This window comes from Burkholderia sp. MS455 (assembly GCF_016899445.1).
GTDB lineage: Bacteria > Pseudomonadota > Gammaproteobacteria > Burkholderiales > Burkholderiaceae > Burkholderia > Burkholderia pyrrocinia_C.
Genome location: NZ_CP041778.1, coordinates 1,562,918 through 1,582,713, shown reverse-complemented (window position 1 = coordinate 1,582,713; position 19,796 = coordinate 1,562,918). Strand labels below are relative to the sequence as shown.

Sequence of the window (19,796 nt, the reverse complement as noted above, 5' to 3'; positions counted from 1 at the left end):
GTTGCCCGCACCACATTCGTAGCGCACGTTTCCCGGTGCCGGCGTAACCGGGCCGGCGACTACGTAATTCGCGACTTTTTGCGCGTTGTCGGTTCGGCACAATGGACCATTGCGCGTGGCGGCCTGCCGCTTGCCCGGTACGTCACGCATGCCGCGGGAGAACGGACATGGTGTTGATGGCAGTGGGAGGGGGCGGGGGCGGACCGGTCGACGTGCCGCAGCCGCAGAGCGACAACAACCCGACGAACAACAACGGGACGAACACCAACGGGACGAACACCAACGGCGCCGCCGGCGCCCCTCCGGCCCAGACACCCGAACAGAAGGCCCTTGCCGCGGCGCAGGCCGAGACGCAGCGCCTGCTCCAGCTGGCGCAGGCGGAGATGGCGACGCTCAAGCGCCTGAACGACCAGGGCGCGTCGCAAGCCGACCTCGACAACCAGGTCAAGAAGGCCGAGAGCGCGTGGGGCGCCGTGCAGGCAGCCGTCGAGAACCAGATGCGCGTCGCCGCGGACGGCGGCGGCGACACGAACAAGGCGATCGCGGGCGTCGCGGCGGACCTGCGCAACGCGACGCCGAACGATCCCGTGCTCGGCGAGGTCCTCGACGATGCGCAGAAGGCGGTCTCGGCGGAATCGGCACCCCAGCGGGCGACCAACGAGAAGGCATTCCAGCTTGCGCAGGTCGCGCAGCAGGATCAGGCCGCGAATGCCGACTTGCAGCGGTACAACGCGTTGCCGGGCGGGATCCGCCGCGACGACCCCGATACCGGTGCGCAGTTGCGTCAGGCGGCCAGCACGGCCGACGCGAACAGCGACACCGCCTACACGGCGCTGACGACCGCACTGCGCCACGAATACAACGTGTCGGCCGCGACGCTGCGCCTGAACGACGCGAAGGCAGACTACGCGGCGTGGCAGAAGGAACCGGGCGGATTGCGCCGTGCCGACGAGGCCGACATCACGCGGGAGATGTCGCAGGCACAGAGCCAGTACGACAAGGTGGTGACGGGCGGCGACGACACCGCGCTGACCTACGTGACGCCCGACGAGCAGAAACAGACCGTCGCGTCCGTGAAGCAGAACCACGACGGCATGTGGTACACCGGCCTCGTCGACGTATTCGGCGAGCAAAGCCAGCTCAAGCGCACGATCGCGACGATCAATCCCGACGATCCGTCGCTGACGCCGCAGATGAAGCAGCTCGCGCAGTCCGATCCGGTCACCTTTGCGCTGCTGCAGGACACGGGCCAGACCGTCGACCCGAACGACCCGAAGCTGTCGACGCAGGAACAGGCGCTGGCCAAGCAGAACCCGCTCGCGGAGGCGTTCGTCAAGCTGACGGGTGTCGAAGTGAATCCGGCCAACCTGAAGGACCCGGCCGCGGCCAAGGCGCTGAAGGATCAGATCGACCAGCAGGGCGTGTTCCAGTATGCAATGGGGAAGGTCGACCCGAAGTCGCCCGGGCCCGGGTACCAGAAGATCCAGCTGCTGCTCGCGGCGGCGCCCGACGTGCGGCTGCAGTACACGAAGCAGCAGGTCTCGCAGCTGATGCAGAACCCGGGCAGCAACCCCGGCGCCGCGCTCCAGGTGCTGAAGACCAACATGGACGCATCGTTCTCGCTGGACGAGCGCCAGACGCTGTGGACGCAGGCCGGCCAGCCGCATTTCGACGCGAACTTCATCCATTCGCAGATCGATCCGCTGATGCAGAAGCCCGATTCGAAGGCGACGGACCAGGCGAGCATGCAGGCGCGTTACGACGGCAGGATGAATGCCGACAAGGCCGGCAAATGGATGCAGGACATCCTCGCCAATGCGCCGCCCGAATTCGCGGGCGTCGTGCTCGACACCGTCAAGAAGGATTTCGGCAACAAGTGGACGCAGTCGAACACGGGCACGCCGCAGCCTTACGGGGACGGCACCGAGTTCTACAAGGGGCTCAGCAAGGCGGTCGGGCTGGCCGACCAGCAGCCGACCGCGAACGGCGAGCCCGTGCATCGCGAGGACGACGTCGCGAGCTGGCTGCTCGACGCCAACGGCAACGCGAAGACGATGATCTACACGCTGCGCGGCAGCGACACGGGATACGGGTTCGACGGCGTGCGCCAGGCGCTTTCGTCCGGCGTCGATCCTTCGCTGTCGAAGGCGCTGCTGTCGAAGATGCAGAACGACGACCGGTTCCGCTCGGGCTTCGCGAACGACTTCCAGCTGCGTTACCAGCAAGGCACCGAGCACGCGCAGAGCAACCAGAACAAGCAGGCCGCGACGGCCAGCTACAACCTGTTCAAGTCCGATCCGGACAAGCAGCTGAAGGCGTACTTCAACGACTTCCAGAAGAACTTCGACGGCCAGTCCCGGACGTTCACGGTCGGTTCCGACCAGCTCACGAACTTCGTCGGCGCGGGGCTCGGGATACAGCCCGACGACCCGGGCGCGGTGCCGACCGACGCGAACGACGTGCCGTCGATGGCGCTGCTCGAGCAGATGATCGTCGGCAACGGGCAGTTGCTGAACGGCACGGCGGTGAACAGCCAGTCGCTGTACGCGAAGAATTCCGCCGCAACACAGATGATCCAGACCGTCGTCGACCAGATCCGGAAAGTCGGCGGCGATCACGCGGTCGTGTCGCTGGTGCCGATCTACTACGTGTCGAAGAGCACGGGCACCGCGCCGAGCGCGCTGTTCAAGGTGCAGGTCGAGGGGCATCCGGACCAGTACAAGCTGATCGACGATCGCGGCTGGAAGTACGACACCGTCGACGACTACCAGCACAACAATGCGCTGTCCGACGACGGCCAGTTGTACGTGCCGAAGAACCTGAAGCTCGATGGGTCGCCCGTCGATCTTGGGCAATACGAACCGATCGACGCGCACAAGACGGAGTGGTACCAGCACGCCGAACACATTCTCGAGATCGGCACCGGCATACTCGCGGCGGCCGGCGGTGTCGTGCTGGTCGCGAGCGGGATCGGGGCGATCGGCGGCGGCCCGCTGATCGGTTATGCGATGGCGGCCGTCGGTGCGGGGATGGCGGTCGGCGTGCCGACCGCCATCGCCGACCTGAAGAACCTGAGCGATCACGGCCAGTCGACCGGCTTCGGCAATGCGCAGGCGCGCGGCGACTGGATCAGCCTGATCGGCAGCGGCGCCGGCTTCGCGGGCGGCGGGCTCGGCGTCGCGGCGAAGTCGTTCGCCGAAGCGTCGTCGCTGTTGCGCACGACCGGGCAGGTCTCGGACATGCTCACGCTGGCATCGCGCGGCGAGGGCGTCACGGCCGAGGCGGCCGGGGTCGGCAGTCTGACGCAGGGGGCCGACGCGTTCCAGACGCTCGCGCAGATGACCGGCCGCACGGCCGGGGTGTTCAACGTCACCGGCGGCGTGATCGGCGGTTACCAGATGGCCGACCAGGGCGTGTCGCTGGTGAAGAACTGGGACGCGATGTCCGATTCCGATCGCGCGCAGCAGTTGCTGAACCTCGGGATCGGCGTCGCGCAGATGGGCCTCGGTTCGCACACGCTGATGGAGCGGCCGATCCGCGCGATCACGAAGACGCCCGCGCCGCCGGCAATGCCGCGGCCGGTCGCGGTCGACGTCGTGAACTCGATGCTCGCCAACGGGCTGGCGAACCAGCGTCTCGCGGTGGGCGAGATCGGCAACCCGTGGCAACACGCGGAGGAACAGGCGAACAGTTTCGGCGAATCGGCCGACGACGGCGAACCGGTGTCGCCGGCCGGCACGGGGCTGCGGGCGAGATTCTCCGCGTGGCTGCGGGCGCACCGCACACTGGGCATGCCGGAAGACGGCGGCGCGATCCCGTTGAGACTGGCGCCCGACGCCGAAGCAATCGACGGCGAACCCACGCCGGCGATCGCGCACGCGCTGGCCGCCGACGAAGCGCCGCCGACCGAGGCCGGCACGCCTGCAACGACGGGACGTCCCGCGTCGTGGGAAATTCCCGCGCGCGCGGCGGCCGATCCGGACGTGCTGCGCAGCGTGGTCGGATCGGTTCTCGCCGGCGGCAACCGTCTCGAAGACATCGAATACTACGTGTACGCGCTGGAGGATACCGAAGGCAACGTGCGCAACCCGGAGGAGGACGGACTGCCCGCGACCGACCGCGGCAACCTGCCGGACGACATCCGCGCGGCGAACGCGGACGAACGGCGCGCGGCCGCGGGCGACGATGCGGCGGCACGCGCGGCCGCGGCATCCGACGCGGACGGCACGATCGGCGTGACGCGGTATGCGTCGTACCACGACGCGATGATGGTCGCGCTCGGCGGGACGGTGGCGGGCCGCTACCAGGTCGCGCTGGTCGACACCACGAGGCTCGCCGCGGACGGCACGGTGCCGCCCGAAGCGATGGTCGGCCATGTCGGGCTCGACGATGCCGGCAAGGCGCTGACCCTGTCGATGAACGATACGTACGATCGCACGCTGCGCGTGGTGTATCCGCGCGGATTCGATCCGGCCAAGCCGCTGATCCGCTTCGAGGACGGCAAGCGCATCGACGTGGTCAACGCGCTGGTCGGCATGCACGAAACGCAGTGGGGCGCGTATCCGCGCCGCGAAGCCGACCTCGCGATCTATTCGAACGACCCGTCACAGCCCGAGAACCGGCTGCCGGCGGGCGAGCGGCCGTTGATGCCGGTGCCGCCCGGCTACTTCGCGGTGTACGCGCACGCGTGGTCCGATGCGTTCGCGAGCGCGACCGGCAAGCCGATGAGCGCCGACGACGTGGCCGAGATGGTGCGCCAGAGCGGCTGGGACGGTAAATCGCCGGTGATCCTTTATGCGTGCGGCGCGGGCACGCGCGTGACGTCGTTCGCGCAACTGCTGGCGAACGTGCTGGGGGTGGACGTGTACGGCTCGAGCGGCTTCGTCGTATGGCGTTCGCCGCGCTATCGCAGCGACGGCCCCGACTCCGGTTACACGGCCGGCATCGAGCTGGAACCCGGCGCGCCCAGTTACGCGGGGAAGCCCGACCACTCGGTGCAGTATGCGCCGCGTACCTACCGATTCTCGCCGGCCTTGGCGGTCATCGATCAGGGCGCGCATGCGGTCGACTGGAGCACCGTGGCGCCGCGCCCGGTTTCGAACCGCTGGGGCGGCCGCGACGCGTCGGGGCAGTCACGCGTGCCGCTCGGCGTGTACGTGTGGCGCGTGCTGACGAATCGCGGGGCGATCGTCAATCCGCGCAGCGGCCGTTCGGCGAGCGCGCTCGAGATGACGTACGCGCTGGAGGATCTGGCGTGGAAGGGCTACACGCCGGGCGTGCCGGTCGCACTGGAGGGGCCGCACAGCGGCGCCGATCCCGAGTTGCTGCAGGAATTCGCGGACCTGATCCAGGCGCCGGTATTCGGCCGGCTCGGCGACGACGACGCGGCCGGGTGGCGCCGCGCGATTCCCGATCCGGGCCGCCGGCTCGCGCGCTTCCAGATCGAACCCGACGTGAACGGGAAGTTCTCGCCTGGCCGCGCACAGCCGGTTCGCGTCAATCCGCTGGAACTGCGGCCCGTGCCGGGTTCGAGCGTCGTGAACCTGCTCGGCCACGCGACCGCGCGGCAATTCCTGAAGGTGTCGGGCTTCGACATCGCCGAATCGCACGGCACGAAGCCGCGCGACGTGAGCTGGGAGAGCTCGGCCGCCGTCACGCAAGGCGGCAGCACGATGTCGCCGAGGGAATTCGCCCGCAAGCTGCTCGAGGATCCCGCCTATACGGAGGGCAACGGCGTGCTGCTGACGGGCTGCTATCTCGGCTCCGGCAGCTATCCGTTCGCGCAGGAGCTTGCGTACGAGCTGCAGGTGCCCGTGATCGCGTCGATCGCATCCAACTCGGTGCGCGGCACCGGGGCGCTGTTCCTGCATCCGAACAGCGACGACATCGTCGTGCCGGCGCACGATCCCGACGTGTCGACGCGGCTCTATCTGCATATCCCCGAGGCGCCCGATGCGAGCGATCCGCCGATGGTGTTCGCGCGGCGGGGCGAACCCGTGCCGAACGCGACCGCGCACGGCGACGCGCCGGTCGAACCGGTGCGCCCGATCGAGTCACAGATCGATCCGGAAGAGGACAGCGGGCGGCGCGGCAACGCGGGCACGCCGGGCGATGCCGGGCGGCCGGCATCGACGCCGCGCGGGCCCGCGCATCCGCGTCTCGCGCCCGAACCGGACGCGGGCGAGCCGCCCGTCTATGTGCCGACCCCGCTCGTCGAGGTCGGGCCCGGGCAGATCTTCACGGCGGACGAATGGGCCGCGCGCACCGAGCAGGCCGTCGCGGACGAGGCCGACGACGGCCTGTCGGGCATCCCGCAGAAGATTTATCCGAAGAACAGCCGCGTCTATACGGATCGCAGGATCGTCGACGGCGGCGTGATCACGACGACGATCCACGGCCAGTCGATCCTGCAGACGGGATTCGACGACGTGACCGGCGTCGACGCGACGCAGCACCCGGAATTCCTGCGCCCGGCCGACACGCTGCTGATGCCGCCGAGCGACCCGCTGCATGCGATCGGCGCGCGCGCGCTGATGTCGCCGCCGGGTCATCACGTGGTGTTCGGACACGGGATGTCGGCCGATGCGATGCTGGGCCCCGAAGGCCGGCCGCTGACGCCGGACGAGGTGGCCGAGCGCGTCGCGCCGCATCTCGAACCGGGGCAGGACGTGACGCTGTATTCGTGCTTCGGCGGTTCGAACAAGCACGATCCGTTGCGCGTTGCGCCCGGTCAGGTGCGGGCTGCGAGCACGACGTTCGCCGCCGCGCTCGCGCAGCGCCTGTCCGAGTTCACGGGGCGGCCGACGTCGGTCTGGGCGCCGCCGGACATCCTGCTCGTCGAGCACGACGGTTCGACCGCCGTGCGCGGGACGCGACTGACCGGCCAGGTCGACAAGGATCGCCTGCCGATGCAGAGTTTCCGCGGCGACCCGGCGCGCGCCGGACGCGCGGCGCTTCCCGCCGGGTCGGGCGTGGAGTCGGGCGCCGAACCTTCGCCGGCCACCGCGTACACGGCGGCCCGGCCGATGCGCGAGGCACCGGTGCGGCCGACCGTGCCGCGCGTGGCCGATCCGACGTTTGCCGATCCCGGCTACGATTTCACCGCGATTCCGGACGGGACGTTCGAATCCGTCACGCTCGACCATCCGTTCCGCAGCGCGTTGACCGATCGGCCGGGCGTGATCGGCGACGCCGCGCGTGTCACGCGTGCCGGCGGCACCGTGAGCCAGCACTGGCCGAGCGATTTCCTCGACGAGCCTCAGCCGACCCGCGTGATCGACGGCGTGATGCAGGCGTTCGACGAAGCCGGCCTGACTAACTTGCGCGTCGAATTCGTCACGCGCGACGGCAGCATCGTGCTCGGCAGCGGCACCGATTTCGGCGCGCTCGATCCCGAGGAAGGCTGGTTCCGCTTCAGCGGCACCGTGCCCGACGCCACGGCCGCGGCAACGCATGCGCAGGGCCACACGATGCCCGATGGACAGCGCGCGCTGCCGGAGGGCACGCGGGTGGTCGCGCACGACGATCTCGGCCCGGCGCTCGATGCGGCGCATACCGGGCCGCGCCATCACGCGTACGTGCCGGCCGATGCGCTACCGGACGCAATCGCCTTCGCGCAGGGCGACCTGACGGCGCAGGAACGCGTCGCGGCCCACGCGGTGGCGAACCTGGCCGCCGTCGAGGCCGCCGCGCCGGCCGACGTCGTGCTGTTGTCGGCGCTCGGCCACGATCCGGCACGCGCGCTGCGCATCACCACGCCCGGCGGCGAGCTGTTCAAGCCGGCCGGCGTCGACATGTATGTCGTGCGAACCCGTGATGCGGCTACCGGCGACGTGTCGTACCGGCTCGCCGGCGTCGATCGTTCCGGATTGCCGGAAGGATATGCGGCCGTGCATGCGTCCGGATTGCGCGCGGTCGGCTCGGTCGCCGGCCGCCCGGTCTGGCCGATGCTCGGCGGTGCGGATCCGGCCGCCGGCCGCCTCGCGGGCACCGCCGGCGACCCGTCCGGCGCGGCGACGCCCGCCACCGTCGCCAGTCATGCGGGCGCGCCCGCCGCGCCGCAGGGCACCGCGGTGGCGACAGCGGCCGATCCGCAGGCGCGTGCCGCCGCATGGCTCGACAGCGTCGGCCGGCGCACGCTCACGCGCATCGACGGCCGGCACGCGCCGACCCTCGACGGGCTGGCACGCCAGTTCGGACCCAACGCGCACGTGCTGATCACAACGCATAGCGTGCCGCCCGCCGACGGCGCCGAGCACGCGATGCCGGCGGTCGTCGCGGTGCTCGAAACCGATGCGCATGGCACGCTGGGCCCGGCGCGGATGCTGAACGGCAAACGCGTGCAGCAGACGCTTCAAAAGGCGCTCGAGCAAGCCACCGGCCACGGGCGCCGCGCGCGGCGCCAGTACGATTTCTACGTATCGCCGGTCACGCACGACGAGCTGGTGCAACTCGGCGGCCCGTCGAAGATCGAGACGCCGGACGGCAAGACGTCGTGGCCCGTGACCGCGTCGGGCCCGATCGATCCCGAGCTCGCCGCCGCCGTGTCGAAGCTGCAGGACGCGCCGGGCTTCAAGCGGCCGCGCCAGGCGGTGCGCGCGGTCGAAGGCGAGCACCGCTGGATTCACGTGGTCGAGGACGAGACGGGCAAGGTGCTCGGCTACGCGCAGCGCAACACGAACCACGAATGGAAGTACGTCGAGAAGGCGCCGCTCGGCGATACCGAGATTCCCGAGCAGAACCTGCGTACCGTGTTCCGGCGCCGCCGCCGGGGCGGCATTCCGGTCGGCCGCTCGCCGCGCCGCGGTATCCGGTTCGTGGTCAGCGATGTCAGGCCCGAGGTCGTCGATCGCATCGGCGGGTTCCGGCCGGCGAAGGACGCCGCTGCCACCGACAAGAAACCGTTGCGCTCGGCCGGCGACATGTTCCAGTCGATCGTGCCGGTCCGCAAACCGCTGGCAACCGCGGAGCAGGGCGGCGGCACGAACGCGGCGCCGCGGCCGCCGGTCGATCCGCACCTGTTGCCGTCGGACAAGTCCACACTCAACGCGGTCGACTTCAGCGGCAACGGCGTGTCGCACCTGTTGACCGCGATCCGCAACGGCTCGCTGGACGGCGGGCGTCACGTGATCTACGTGTTCAAGACGGATCGGGCGGTGGCCGAGGCACTCGACAATCCGCTCGGCGCGATCGCGGCGCGCAACGGCGAGATGCGCTGGTTCGACGAGATCAAGCACGCGGGTAACCAGAACAAGCCGGGCATCCCGCTCGACGAAATGCCGATCGGTACCGATCGCTTCGGCGCGGACGTGCATTTCCTGCTCACGCAGTTGCAGCCGCGCGACTTCCTGAACAGTGCGCGGCCGACGCGCGTCGCGGCGCTCGAGGCGCGCGAGAAAGCGCTCAAGGAGCAAGTGTCCGACGCGCAGGTGCGCGGCCAGCAGTCGGCGGCGTTCCGCGCGCTGGCGGCCCGCCTCCAGCACCGCTACAACGACGTGCTCGGCGAACTGCGGCGTCTGGGGAGCAGCGGCCAGGCGCCCGAGTCGCTGTCGATCGAACCGTACCAGCCTGGGTTGCCGTCGGCCACGGTCGTCGAGTTCAGCCTGCGCAACGGCGCGGCGAAGACCGAGGATTATTTCCCGACCCACGAGCAGATCGAGGCATTCAACAAACAGGCTCGGCGGCCCGGCGACGTGAATCTCGTGCTGAAGGGCGAACCGCAGGCCGTGATGGTCGACGTGGGCATGTGGCGCACGCTGCTCAACAAGCTGTTTGTCGCGCGCGACGTATCGACGTCGGCATCGCGATTCCTGCCGGTCAACGGCAAGCTGCGCCCGCACACGCGCCGCGTCGGCGCCGCGACCGTCGCCGACAAGCGGATCCGGCAATTCCACACGCGCTCGGACCCGCAGTTGCAGGACAGGATGGTGCCGATGGCGCGTTCGTACTCGTTGCGCGACGATCCGGCGCTGATGGGCGCGCAGGTCGAACGGTACGGCGGCGTGATGCCGGTCGTTACGCTCGTGATCGACCCGCATTCGCTCGCGGCGGCGCTCGGCAAGGCACACGATCCGGATTTCCTGAGCGCGGTGAAGGCACTCGGCGACCAGAAGCATGCGAAGTTCGACGGCGAGAACGGGATGATTCATCCCGCGCCCGGTTCGGACGGGAAGGCGCTCGCGCTCGACGATCTCGAACATCTGCACCGCTGGCTCGACGAGGCGGCGCGCACGGGTTTCGCGATCCGGCTCGAGACGGCGCCGTCGCGCGCGCTCGTGTCCGGCGTCGACTACCGGTTCCAGTCGGGCACCAACGACACGTATCACGACTATGTGCGGGTCGTCACGGCGCTCGAACGCTGGTCGAACGCGCATCCCGACACGGTCGCGCCGAACGTGATGGTCACGTTCCACGGCTGGGACGCGGTACCCGAATCGGTGCCGGGCGCGGGGCACGAGAAGCTGCTGCGCGCGGTGCTCGAGCGCAAGGGGCTCGAATGGGTGCATATGGGGCTGTCGTACGGCACGCACGGCGCGGACTTCATCGGCAACCAGGAGCTCACCGGCGCGCTCGCGAAGCTGATCGTCGAAAACCGCAACCGGCCCGAGGTGATCAACCGCCTGCACGGCGCGGATGCGTTGACGCGCGTGTTCGAACGTGTCGACCGGACGACGCTGGCGAATCAACATCAGTTGCTGTTCGCGGAGGTCGAGCGGATCGGCGCCGCGCACGGAATGACGCCCGCCGAAATCGCCGGGTTGCGCCAGAAAATCTACGAAGGCAACACGACGGTGTGGCTGAATCAGGCGCGCAAGGCGACGATCGAGCACGCGACGAAGAAGTGGGACGCCGACGGCAACAAGCCGCGCTTCCCCACGGACAAGGGCGCGCGCGCGTTCGGCGGGCGCTGGCTGAAGCAATACGGCAGCAGCGTGCCCGACCGCGTGACCACGCGCGCGCGGCCGGCCGCGGCGGACCCGCTCGACCACTGGCGTGCGGTCGTGCGCGATCCCGCGCTGATCAACGACGGCACGAAGCCGATCGGCGCGAGCCGCCGGGAGGCCGCCCAGCTCGCGAAGGTCGCCATTCCCGACGCGAAGCGCGCACAGGCGGAACTGCATGCGCTGCGTGTGCACGACGAGCCGATCGGCGACAACCGGCCGCCGCCGTCGCCGCGGCGGATTGCCGGCGACATCACGGCGGCCACCGTAACCGGTGGCGCCGGGGCCGGCTTGCTCATCGGGCTGGGCCGGGAGTCGGTGCGCACCGCGACGAATTCGCTGTATGCGGGGCTGCGGGTCGGCCGCGTGTTCCAGGCGCTGCATCACGGCGCGGTCGCCAGCCTCAAGAACGGCGATCCGCGCGTGTTCGACCGGGTGGTCGACCGGCTCGTGCGCGGGCTGCAGACGCAACTGAAGGCGAACGGTTTCGACGTGGCGGGGCGCGGCGCGCAACTGGAGCAGATTGCGTACGAGGGCAAGGCAAAGGCTGCGCAGCTGCGCGCGCTCAACGATGACGGGCAACTGTCGTTCGACGATACGGTGACGCATACGAAGGCGATCGCCGCCGACATGCTCGCGCAGATGCAGGGCGTGGTGGGCGGGACCTCGCTGAAGCTGCTGCATCACGGCAGCCCGCGACACTCGATCGGCCGGATCGGCCGCGTGCTTGCGCTGGGCGGTTACGCCGGCTCGATCACGATGAACGCGGCCAAGGCGTACGCGAAGGGAGACTTGGTGGCCGGCGGGCAGGCCGTGGGCGGGCTATTCAGCGCCGCCTATACCGGCATCGTTTACAAGGGCAGCCTGCGCGGCGTGAATGCCGAGAATCGCAGCCAGCTGGCACGTACCGTGAGCGCGACCGGCGATTACCTGACCTCGGCGATGAGCATCGCAAGCGGCATCCATACCGCGATGACGGGCGATCCGTATACCGGCACGCTGACGACGATGTCCGGCGTGCTGCTCGGTGCCGGGCGCCTGCATTCGCATTTCCCGAATGCGACGCCGTGGCTGGAGCGCTTGCCGACCGGCATCGCGCTGGCGCCGGTGGCGATCTTCGGCGTCATGCAGGGGATCAATCTGATTACCTCGGCGACGTCGGATGATAAGCACAAGACGCCCGGTTCATCGACGAATCATTCGGGTTCGAACGCCGGGACGCCGACGCCGGGCGCGTCGCTTGCGCCGTCGCCGGGCGCGACGACGGCGCCGGCTCAGCCGAACGCGTCAGCGACGCCGTCGCAACCGAGCGCATCCGCGACACCGTCGCAACCGGCGCAGCCTCCGTCGAGTTCGCCAAGTGCTACGCCGCTGACCGTGAATGTGGTCGCGGGCGATTCGTTGTGGACGATTGCCGAACGTCACGAAGGATCGCTGCTTGCCGCGGCCCATGTGCCGGCCGATCAACAGCAGCGGATGTCGGACGGTCAGCGGATCAACGTCGCGCTCAACGAGATCCTGCAGCTCAACCGGAATCTGGCGAGCAATCCGGGCGAGATCGCTCCCGGGCAGCAGGTGATCGTCGGGTGATGGATGGCGGCGAGTTCGGGCGGTGCTTGCCGGCGCAGGGCGTCGGCAAGCACCGGATCAGTCCGTGGCGCTCGGGTGATGGCGGCGGAGCATCGCCAGGCAGATCGCCGACGGCACGTCAGCCCTTGGTGGACTCGTCCGCCCGCCGCTGCAGACGATAAGCCAGTTGTGCGCGGGTAATGCCGAGCGTGCGCGCCGCTGACGACAGGTTGCCGTTGGCGCGCCGCACAGCCTCTTCAGTTGCGCTCCTGCTCCAGCCAGCGTCGTTGCGAAGCGTAAAGATGTGTCCGCATGGCTGCCTGTGCCATCAGCACTTCGCCATTCTCGAGCGCATGAAGGATCGATTCATGCTCCTCGAATGCTTTGGCCCACGTTTGCCTGCTCTCCGCCCGTGCGCTGACGCGTGAAGAGATCGGACTGTGGCGCCCATCGAAGAGCTCGCCCACCAGTCGGACCAGAACGGAATTGCCCGTCATCGCGGCAATTGCCACGTGAAGTTCACGATCGTGCTGGAGCGGAGAGCGGCCTTCCGCAATCGCGGATCGCATCGCTTCCACGGCGCGACGTACAGGTGCCAGCAGTTCGGGCGTCGCGCGGGCGCAGGCCAACTCGATCACGCTGCCTTCCAGCGCCGCACGGGCATTCATCAGCTCGATCGGGTTTTCGCCAAGCGATGCCTCCGGCGCCGCCGGGGCCTTCGCGACGGCACACACAAACACGCCGGCCCCCATCCGCACCTCGACGACGCCTTCGATCTCCAGGGCAATGAGCGCCTCCCGAACGGACGGCCGCGAAACCCCAAGCTGTTGCGCGAGATCCCGCTCGGGCGGCAGGCGTTCTCCGTCGGCAAAGCGCCCCTCCTCGATCAGAGAGCGAATCTGGTCGGCGATGCGCTGATAGAGACGGCGGGTATCCACCTGATTGAACTGGCCCGGCAATGCTCCCCCTCGCGGCGGACCGCGCACGTGTGCTCCGGAGCAACGAGTCTACTGCACGTTTGGTGGCCTGACCAATTTATCGGGCGTTCTGGAGACCAGTGACAGAGTAGTTTGCATTGGCCTTTGAATTGGCCTTACCGAAGTGCCCCGGGACGGCATCGTTCGCTGCTTGGTGTATTCCGTTGTAAGCCTTATGGGACGGTAGAATAAGGCTTGTCATGGTTTTTTCGGCAGCATCGCGATCTAGGTGTTTTCCATGGATTTGACGAAATTGGCTTGACCACGAATGGTCAGGCCAATAGCCTTCGTCTGGTCAGGCCAATTTGCATCAACACCGTCCTCTTTTCATACGTTATCGAGATCCCGATGAGAACAGTCATTTGCGAAGAACCCGGCCGCCTCGTTGTTGCCGAGCGTCCGATGCCGGCCGCGGGGCCCGACGATGTGCTGATTCGCGTGAAGCGGGTCGGCGTATGCGGTACCGACATGCACATTTTCACCGGCAACCAGCCGTATCTCGCCTATCCGCGCGTGATGGGGCACGAACTGGCCGGCATCGTCGAGAGCGCCCCGGCGGGTGCGCGCGTCAAGGCCGGCGACCAGGTCTACGTGATGCCGTACCTGTCATGCGGCACGTGTATCGCGTGCCGGGCCGGCAAGACGAACTGCTGCACGCGAATCCAGGTGCTGGGCGTGCACGCGGACGGCGGCATGGCCGAATACCTCGCCGTCCCGCAGGCATTCGTGTTCGACGCGAACGGCGTCACGCTCGATCAGGCCGCGATGATCGAATTCCTCGCGATCGGCGCACACGCCGTGGCGCGTGCCGACGTTCGCTCCGGGCAGCGCGTGCTGGTTGTCGGCGCTGGTCCGATCGGCATGGCCGCGCTGATTTTCGCGACGCTGCGCGGCGCGCGGGTTTGCGTGCTCGACGCTCGCGCAGACCGGCTCGCGGTTTGCGAGACGGCGCTGGGTGCGCACGCCGCCGTGCGGCTCGATACGACGGGGGCGGGCACGGACGCGCGGCGTCTCGCGGCGCTCACCGACGATGAATTTTTCGACGTCGTGTTCGATGCCACCGGCAATCTCGCGGCGATGGAGCGCGGCCTCGACTTCGTCGCGCACGGTGGCAAGTACGTGCTGATCTCGCTCGTAAAAGGGCGCATCTCGTTCTCGGACCCGGAATTCCACAAACGCGAAACGACGCTGCTCGCGAGCCGCAACGCGACGCCGGTGGATTTCAAAACGGTGCTCGCCGCGATGCGTGCCGGCCAGGTTCCGACCGATGCGCTGAAGACGCACGCGCTGAGCCTGGCCGATCTGCCCGACCGCTTCGCGGAGCTGCTCGAACCGGACGCCGGCGTGATCAAGGCGCTCGTCGAATGCTGAGCGCGGACGGCAAACCGATGGCCAATCCGATCCTGCAATTCGGGACCAGCCGCTTCCTGCAGGCGCATGTCGACCTGTTCACGTCCGAAGCGCTGGCTGTCGGCCGCGCGCTCGGTGCGGTGACGGTCGTGCAGACGACGTCGAGCGCCGAGAGTCGCGCGCGCATCGATGCGCTGCGCGCGGCCGGACGCTATCCGGTGAGAATCCGCGGCAGGCGGCATGGCGAGACGATCGACCGGCAGGTCGACTGCGTGGCGATCACGGAAGCGCTGCATGCGAGCGAGGACTGGGCGCTGTTGCGAGAGCGTGTGGCGCACGACGTCCGGGCGATCGTATCGAACACCGGTGACAGCGGTTATGCGCTGTTCGACGACGACGGCGGGGGCCTGCTTGACGGGCACCGCACGCCGCGCGGCTTCGCGGCGAAGCTTGCGGTGCTCCTGCACGAGCGTTTCCGGGCAGGCGGCGAGCCTGTCACGCTGCTGCCGTGCGAACTCGTCGCGCGCAACGGCGACACGCTGCGCGACCTGGTGGTCGGCGTCGCGCGGGGCTGGCGCGCGGACGCGGCATTCGTCGATTACCTGATCGGCGGCTGCGTGTGGGTCAATTCCCTCGTCGACCGCATCGTGTCGGAGCCGATCCATCCGGTCGGCGCGATTGCCGAGCCGTATGCGCTGTGGGCGGTTCGGCGCACGGCCGGGATGACGCTGCCGTGCGAACACCCCGACATCGTCGTGACCGACGATCTCGAACGCTACGAGCGCCTGAAACTGCTGCTGCTCAATCTTGGACACACGATGCTCGCGCAGCAATGGCTCACGCTTGGCGGTGCGGCGGACATGACGGTCGGTGCGGCGATGGACGATCCCGCATATCGCGAACCGCTCGAAGCGGTGTGGAACGACGAGGTGATGCCGGTGTTCGTTGCGCTCGGCGAGCGCGACGCGGCGCTGTCGTATCTGGACGAGGTACGCGACAGGTTCGCGAATCCATTCCTCGCGCACCGGCTGGCCGACATTGCCGGCAATCACGACATGAAGAAGCTGCGACGCCTGCGCCCGGTGCTCGAAATGGCGCGCGCGCTGAAGCTGCCGATCGGGCAGCCGCGCCTGATCGCGGCGCTTGGCTGAACGGCCGCAGTGGCAGGGGCTCGTTGCAGGGGCGTCCGGGCGCGGCGACAAGATCAGACGAGATGAAACGACAAGGAGACATGCAGCGATGGCGACACGCATTATCGATGCGCAGGTACGTGACATTCGCTTTCCGACGTCGAAGAGCATGGACGGCTCCGACGCGATGAACGGTAATCCGGATTACTCGGCGACCTACGTGACGCTCGTTACCGATGCGCGCAACGGCATCGACGGGCGCGGCCTGACCTTCACGATCGGCCGCGGCAACGAACTGTGCGTCGATGCGGTGAAGTCGCTCGCGAAGCTGTTCGTGATCGGGCCCGAATGGCGGGCGTGAGCGATCGGCCCCACGACGAGAACAATCCCGGAGACAACGATGAACCATGATCCTCAACAATCGCAGCATCTCGCCGGCGCGGTCAGGAAGGCCGCGATCCGGCTCCTGCCGTTCCTGACGCTGATGTACGCGCTGGCGTTTATCGATCGCGCGAACGTCGGTTTCGCAAAGATCGCCTATCAGGCCGACACAGGCCTGAGCGACGCGGCGTTCGCATTCGGCGCCGGTATCTTCTTCATCGGCTATGCGTTGTTCGAGGTGCCCAGCAACCTCATCATGAACCGCATCGGCGCCCGCGTATGGATGAGCCGAATCATGGTGACGTGGGGCTTCGTGTCGGCATCGATGATGTTTGCCCACACGCCGACGCAGTTCTACTGGATCCGTTTCCTGCTCGGTGCGGCGGAGGCCGGATTCTTTCCCGGGATCATCCTGTACCTGACCTACTGGTTTCCGGCGAAGGGGCGCGCCCGTGCGCTCGGGCTCTTCTACTTCGGCGTGCCGATCGCAATGCTGATCGGCAATCCGCTGTCGGGCTTCCTGTTGCAGATGCATGACATGTTCGGCTTGCGGAACTGGCAATGGATGTACCTGGTCGAGGGCCTGATGGCGACCGTGGTCGGCGTGATCGCGTTTTTCTACCTGACGAGCCGGCCGAAAGACGCGCGCTGGCTGACCGAGGACGAGAAGCGGGCGCTGGGCCACGCACTCGACGCCGAGGAGCGCGCGAAGCCCCGGCATCTGTCGACGGCCGTGTTCGGCGTGCTGAAGGACCGCCGCGTGCTGACGTTCATTGCCGCGTACTTCTGCATCCAGATCGGCAATGCGCCGCTCGCGTTCTACCTGCCGTCGAAATTCGCCGCGACGATGGGCTCCCAGGTCAATGGAAAAATCGGTCTGCTGCTGACGATTCCCTGGCTGTGCACGATCGCCGCGATGATCGTCGCGACCCGCTTCGCGGATCGTCGCGACAATCATCTGCAGGTCGCGGCCGGCATGCTGACGGTCGGGATCCTCGCGTTCGCGTCGCTGTCCGTGATCAATACGCCGGTGCCGACCCTGCTCGCATTCTGCATCGCGATTCCCGGCCTGGTCGCGTGCCAGCCGGTGTTCTGGTGCCTGCCGACACGCTATCTCGGCGGGACGGGCGCGGCGAGCGGCATCGCGTTCATCGTGTCGATCGGCAATCTCGGCGGCTTCGTGTCGCCTCAGATCAAGGCGTTCGCGGACGCGGCGTCGCACGATTCGCGCGCCGGCTTCGTGGTGGTCGCCGCGTTGTGCTTCGTCAGCGTGCTGCTGCTGCGTTCGCTGCGCGGCATGGGGCACGCGGCGGCCGAAGGCACGCACGGCGGCGCGCAGGTCGGCACGCATCGATAACCTTCGCCAGCGCGCCATCCCACGACCCATCCAGGATCATCACCATGACTACCTCCGCCACCGAACAGGTCGCGATCCGGCTGCATCCGAACGACGATGTCGTGATCGCGACGCGCCAGCTCGTATCCGGCGCCCGGATCGCATCCGAGGCGCTCGTCGTCGCCGGCCTGATTCCGCCCGGTCACAAGATCGCGACGCGCGACATCGCGAAAGGCGAGCCGATCAGGCGCTACAACCAGATCATCGGCGTCGCGCGCGAAGCGATCGCGCGCGGCCAGCACGTGCACAGTCACAATCTCGGCATGGCCGAGTTCGCGCGCGAGCATGAATTCGGCGTGGCCGCGAGTCCGACGCTGTTCGACGAAACACCGGCGACCTTCATGGGCATTCGCCGATCTGACGGACGGATCGCGACGCGCAATTACATCGGCATACTGACGAGCGTGAATTGTTCCGCGACGGTAGCCCGCGCGATCGCCGACCATTTCCGGCGCGATGTGCACCCGCAGGCACTGGCCGGTTATCCGAACATCGACGGGGTGATCGCGCTCACGCACGGGCTCGGCTGCGGAATCGACTCGCGCGGCGACGGGATCGCGATTCTTCGCAGAACGCTGGCCGGCTATGCCGCGCATCCGAACTTCCATTCGGTACTGTTCATCGGCCTGGGGTGCGAGACCAATCAGATCGGCGATGTGCTTCGTGAAGGCGGGCACGCGGATGGCGCACGCTTGCAGCATTTCACGATTCAGGAAAGCGGCGGCACGCGCAAGACGATCGAGCGCGGCATCGCGATGGTCACGAACATGCTCGCGGAAGCGAACTGCACGACGCGTGTCGCGGTGCCGGCATCGCATCTCGTGGTGGGGCTGCAGTGCGGCGGCTCCGACGGATACTCGGGCATCTCCGCGAATCCCGCGCTGGGTGCGGCGGTCGACCGCCTGGTACGCCAGGGCGGCACCGCGATACTCTCCGAGACGCCGGAAGTCTACGGCGCCGAGCATCTGCTTACCCGGCGCGCCGTCAGCCGCGAGGTCGGCGAGAAGCTGCTCGCGCGAATCGCCTGGTGGGAAGGCTATTGCGCGCGCAACGGCGCCGCGCTGGACAATAATCCGTCGGCCGGCAACAAGGCGGGCGGACTCACGACGATCCTCGAGAAATCGCTGGGCGCGATCGCGAAAGCGGGCACCACGAACCTCGTCGACGTGTTCGAGTACGCGCAGCGGATCGATGTGCGCGGCCTGGTTTTCATGGATTCACCGGGCTACGACCCGATGTCCGCGACGGGGCAGGTCGCGTCGGGCGCGAACCTGATCTGCTTCACGACGGGGCGCGGTTCCGCATACGGCTGCGCGCCGGCGCCGTCGCTGAAGCTTGCGACGAACACGGCGCTGTGGGAGCGTCAGGAAGAGGACATCGACATCAATTGCGGCGGTGTGATCGACGGCACGACGACGGTCGCCCGGCTCGGCGACGACATTTTCAGGAGCATGCTCGACTGCGCATCGGGCGCGTATTCGAAAAGCGAGTTGCACGGTTATGGGCAGAACGAGTTCGTGCCCTGGCAGGTCGGCGTGGTGACGTAGCCGGGAACTGCGTGTTGGCAGTGGCGATCGAGATTTCTGTCGGGAAATCCGCGAGACAAAACGGTGTTTCTCTTATATTTCTACGCGTAGTGCAGGTGAGCCGCCCGCGGAATAGCGAGCTTCTCGGGTGGTCGCCTGTTGCACGTCAGTTCAGCTCAATCTGTTGCGATCATCTCAGGCGAGGCGCGCAACAGCCCGGTTTGCCAGGAGACGCTGCCATGCAGCGTCGACGTTGCATGCAATCGCAAGCCGACCGCATGATTTCACCTCTGCCGGGAAGTTGATCGCGGTTGCGCCCGCTTCCGCGTGGCTCGCAGGCACCGACTCACATTTTCACGCTCTCCGCGTTACTCGACGAAGCCAAGACAGGGCCGTCCGGGCGCCCCTTTAGCGGGCGCGGGCATCTGCGAACGAAAAGGATCGACTCGGAAGGACGAAGACGCCCAGCGCAAATCCTCGACCCGGTAGCTTTCAATCGTCTAATTCGATTTCGTCGGTTTGTAATT

Annotated in this window: 6 protein-coding genes and 2 pseudogenes; 6 read left to right on the top strand and 2 right to left on the bottom strand. The window is 67.9% G+C overall.

Annotated features, from left to right (window positions below; all coding sequences use genetic code 11):
- Positions 1-167 precede the first annotated feature (167 nt).
- Complete coding sequence (locus tag FPJ27_RS11675; protein ID WP_204422989.1) at positions 168-12,530, top strand: LWXIA domain-containing protein; 12,363 nt, start codon at positions 168-170, stop codon at positions 12,528-12,530.
- Between the two features lie 118 nt (positions 12,531-12,648).
- Here FPJ27_RS11675 and FPJ27_RS11670 read toward each other — a convergent pair.
- Positions 12,649-12,768: pseudogene (locus tag FPJ27_RS11670) on the bottom strand (helix-turn-helix domain-containing protein); the annotation flags it as partial.
- Positions 12,767-13,468 carry a FadR/GntR family transcriptional regulator gene (locus FPJ27_RS11665; protein ID WP_204422987.1) on the bottom strand — a complete coding sequence of 234 codons (702 nt, stop codon included), beginning with the start codon at positions 13,466-13,468 and terminating at the stop codon, positions 12,767-12,769. The gene FPJ27_RS11665 and the pseudogene FPJ27_RS11670, both read right to left, overlap by 2 nt.
- A 366-nt stretch (positions 13,469-13,834) precedes the next feature.
- On the opposite strand from FPJ27_RS11665, the gene FPJ27_RS11660 reads away from it, so the two are divergent.
- From FPJ27_RS11660 to FPJ27_RS11640, 5 genes and pseudogenes are all read left to right on the top strand, one after another.
- The gene (locus FPJ27_RS11660; RefSeq protein WP_204422985.1) at positions 13,835-14,857 is read left to right on the top strand and encodes a zinc-binding alcohol dehydrogenase family protein; all 1,023 of its coding nucleotides are present in this window, start codon (positions 13,835-13,837) and stop codon (positions 14,855-14,857) included.
- A gap of 17 nt (positions 14,858-14,874) precedes the next feature.
- Complete coding sequence (locus tag FPJ27_RS11655) at positions 14,875-15,987, top strand: mannitol dehydrogenase family protein (RefSeq protein ID WP_204422983.1); 1,113 nt, start codon at positions 14,875-14,877, stop codon at positions 15,985-15,987.
- Positions 15,988-16,075: 88 nt separating this feature from the next.
- A pseudogene (locus FPJ27_RS11650) lies at positions 16,076-16,303 on the top strand (fuconate dehydratase); the annotation flags it as partial.
- A 63-nt stretch (positions 16,304-16,366) separates the two neighbouring features.
- Positions 16,367-17,704 (top strand): MFS transporter, encoded by a 1,338-nt coding sequence (locus FPJ27_RS11645; protein ID WP_072438560.1) that lies wholly within the window; start codon positions 16,367-16,369, stop codon positions 17,702-17,704.
- 44 nt (positions 17,705-17,748) lie between these two features.
- A complete protein-coding gene (locus FPJ27_RS11640) occupies positions 17,749-19,290 on the top strand; it encodes an altronate dehydratase family protein (RefSeq protein WP_204422981.1) in 1,542 nt (513 codons plus the stop codon).
- The last annotated feature ends 506 nt before the right edge of the window (positions 19,291-19,796 follow it).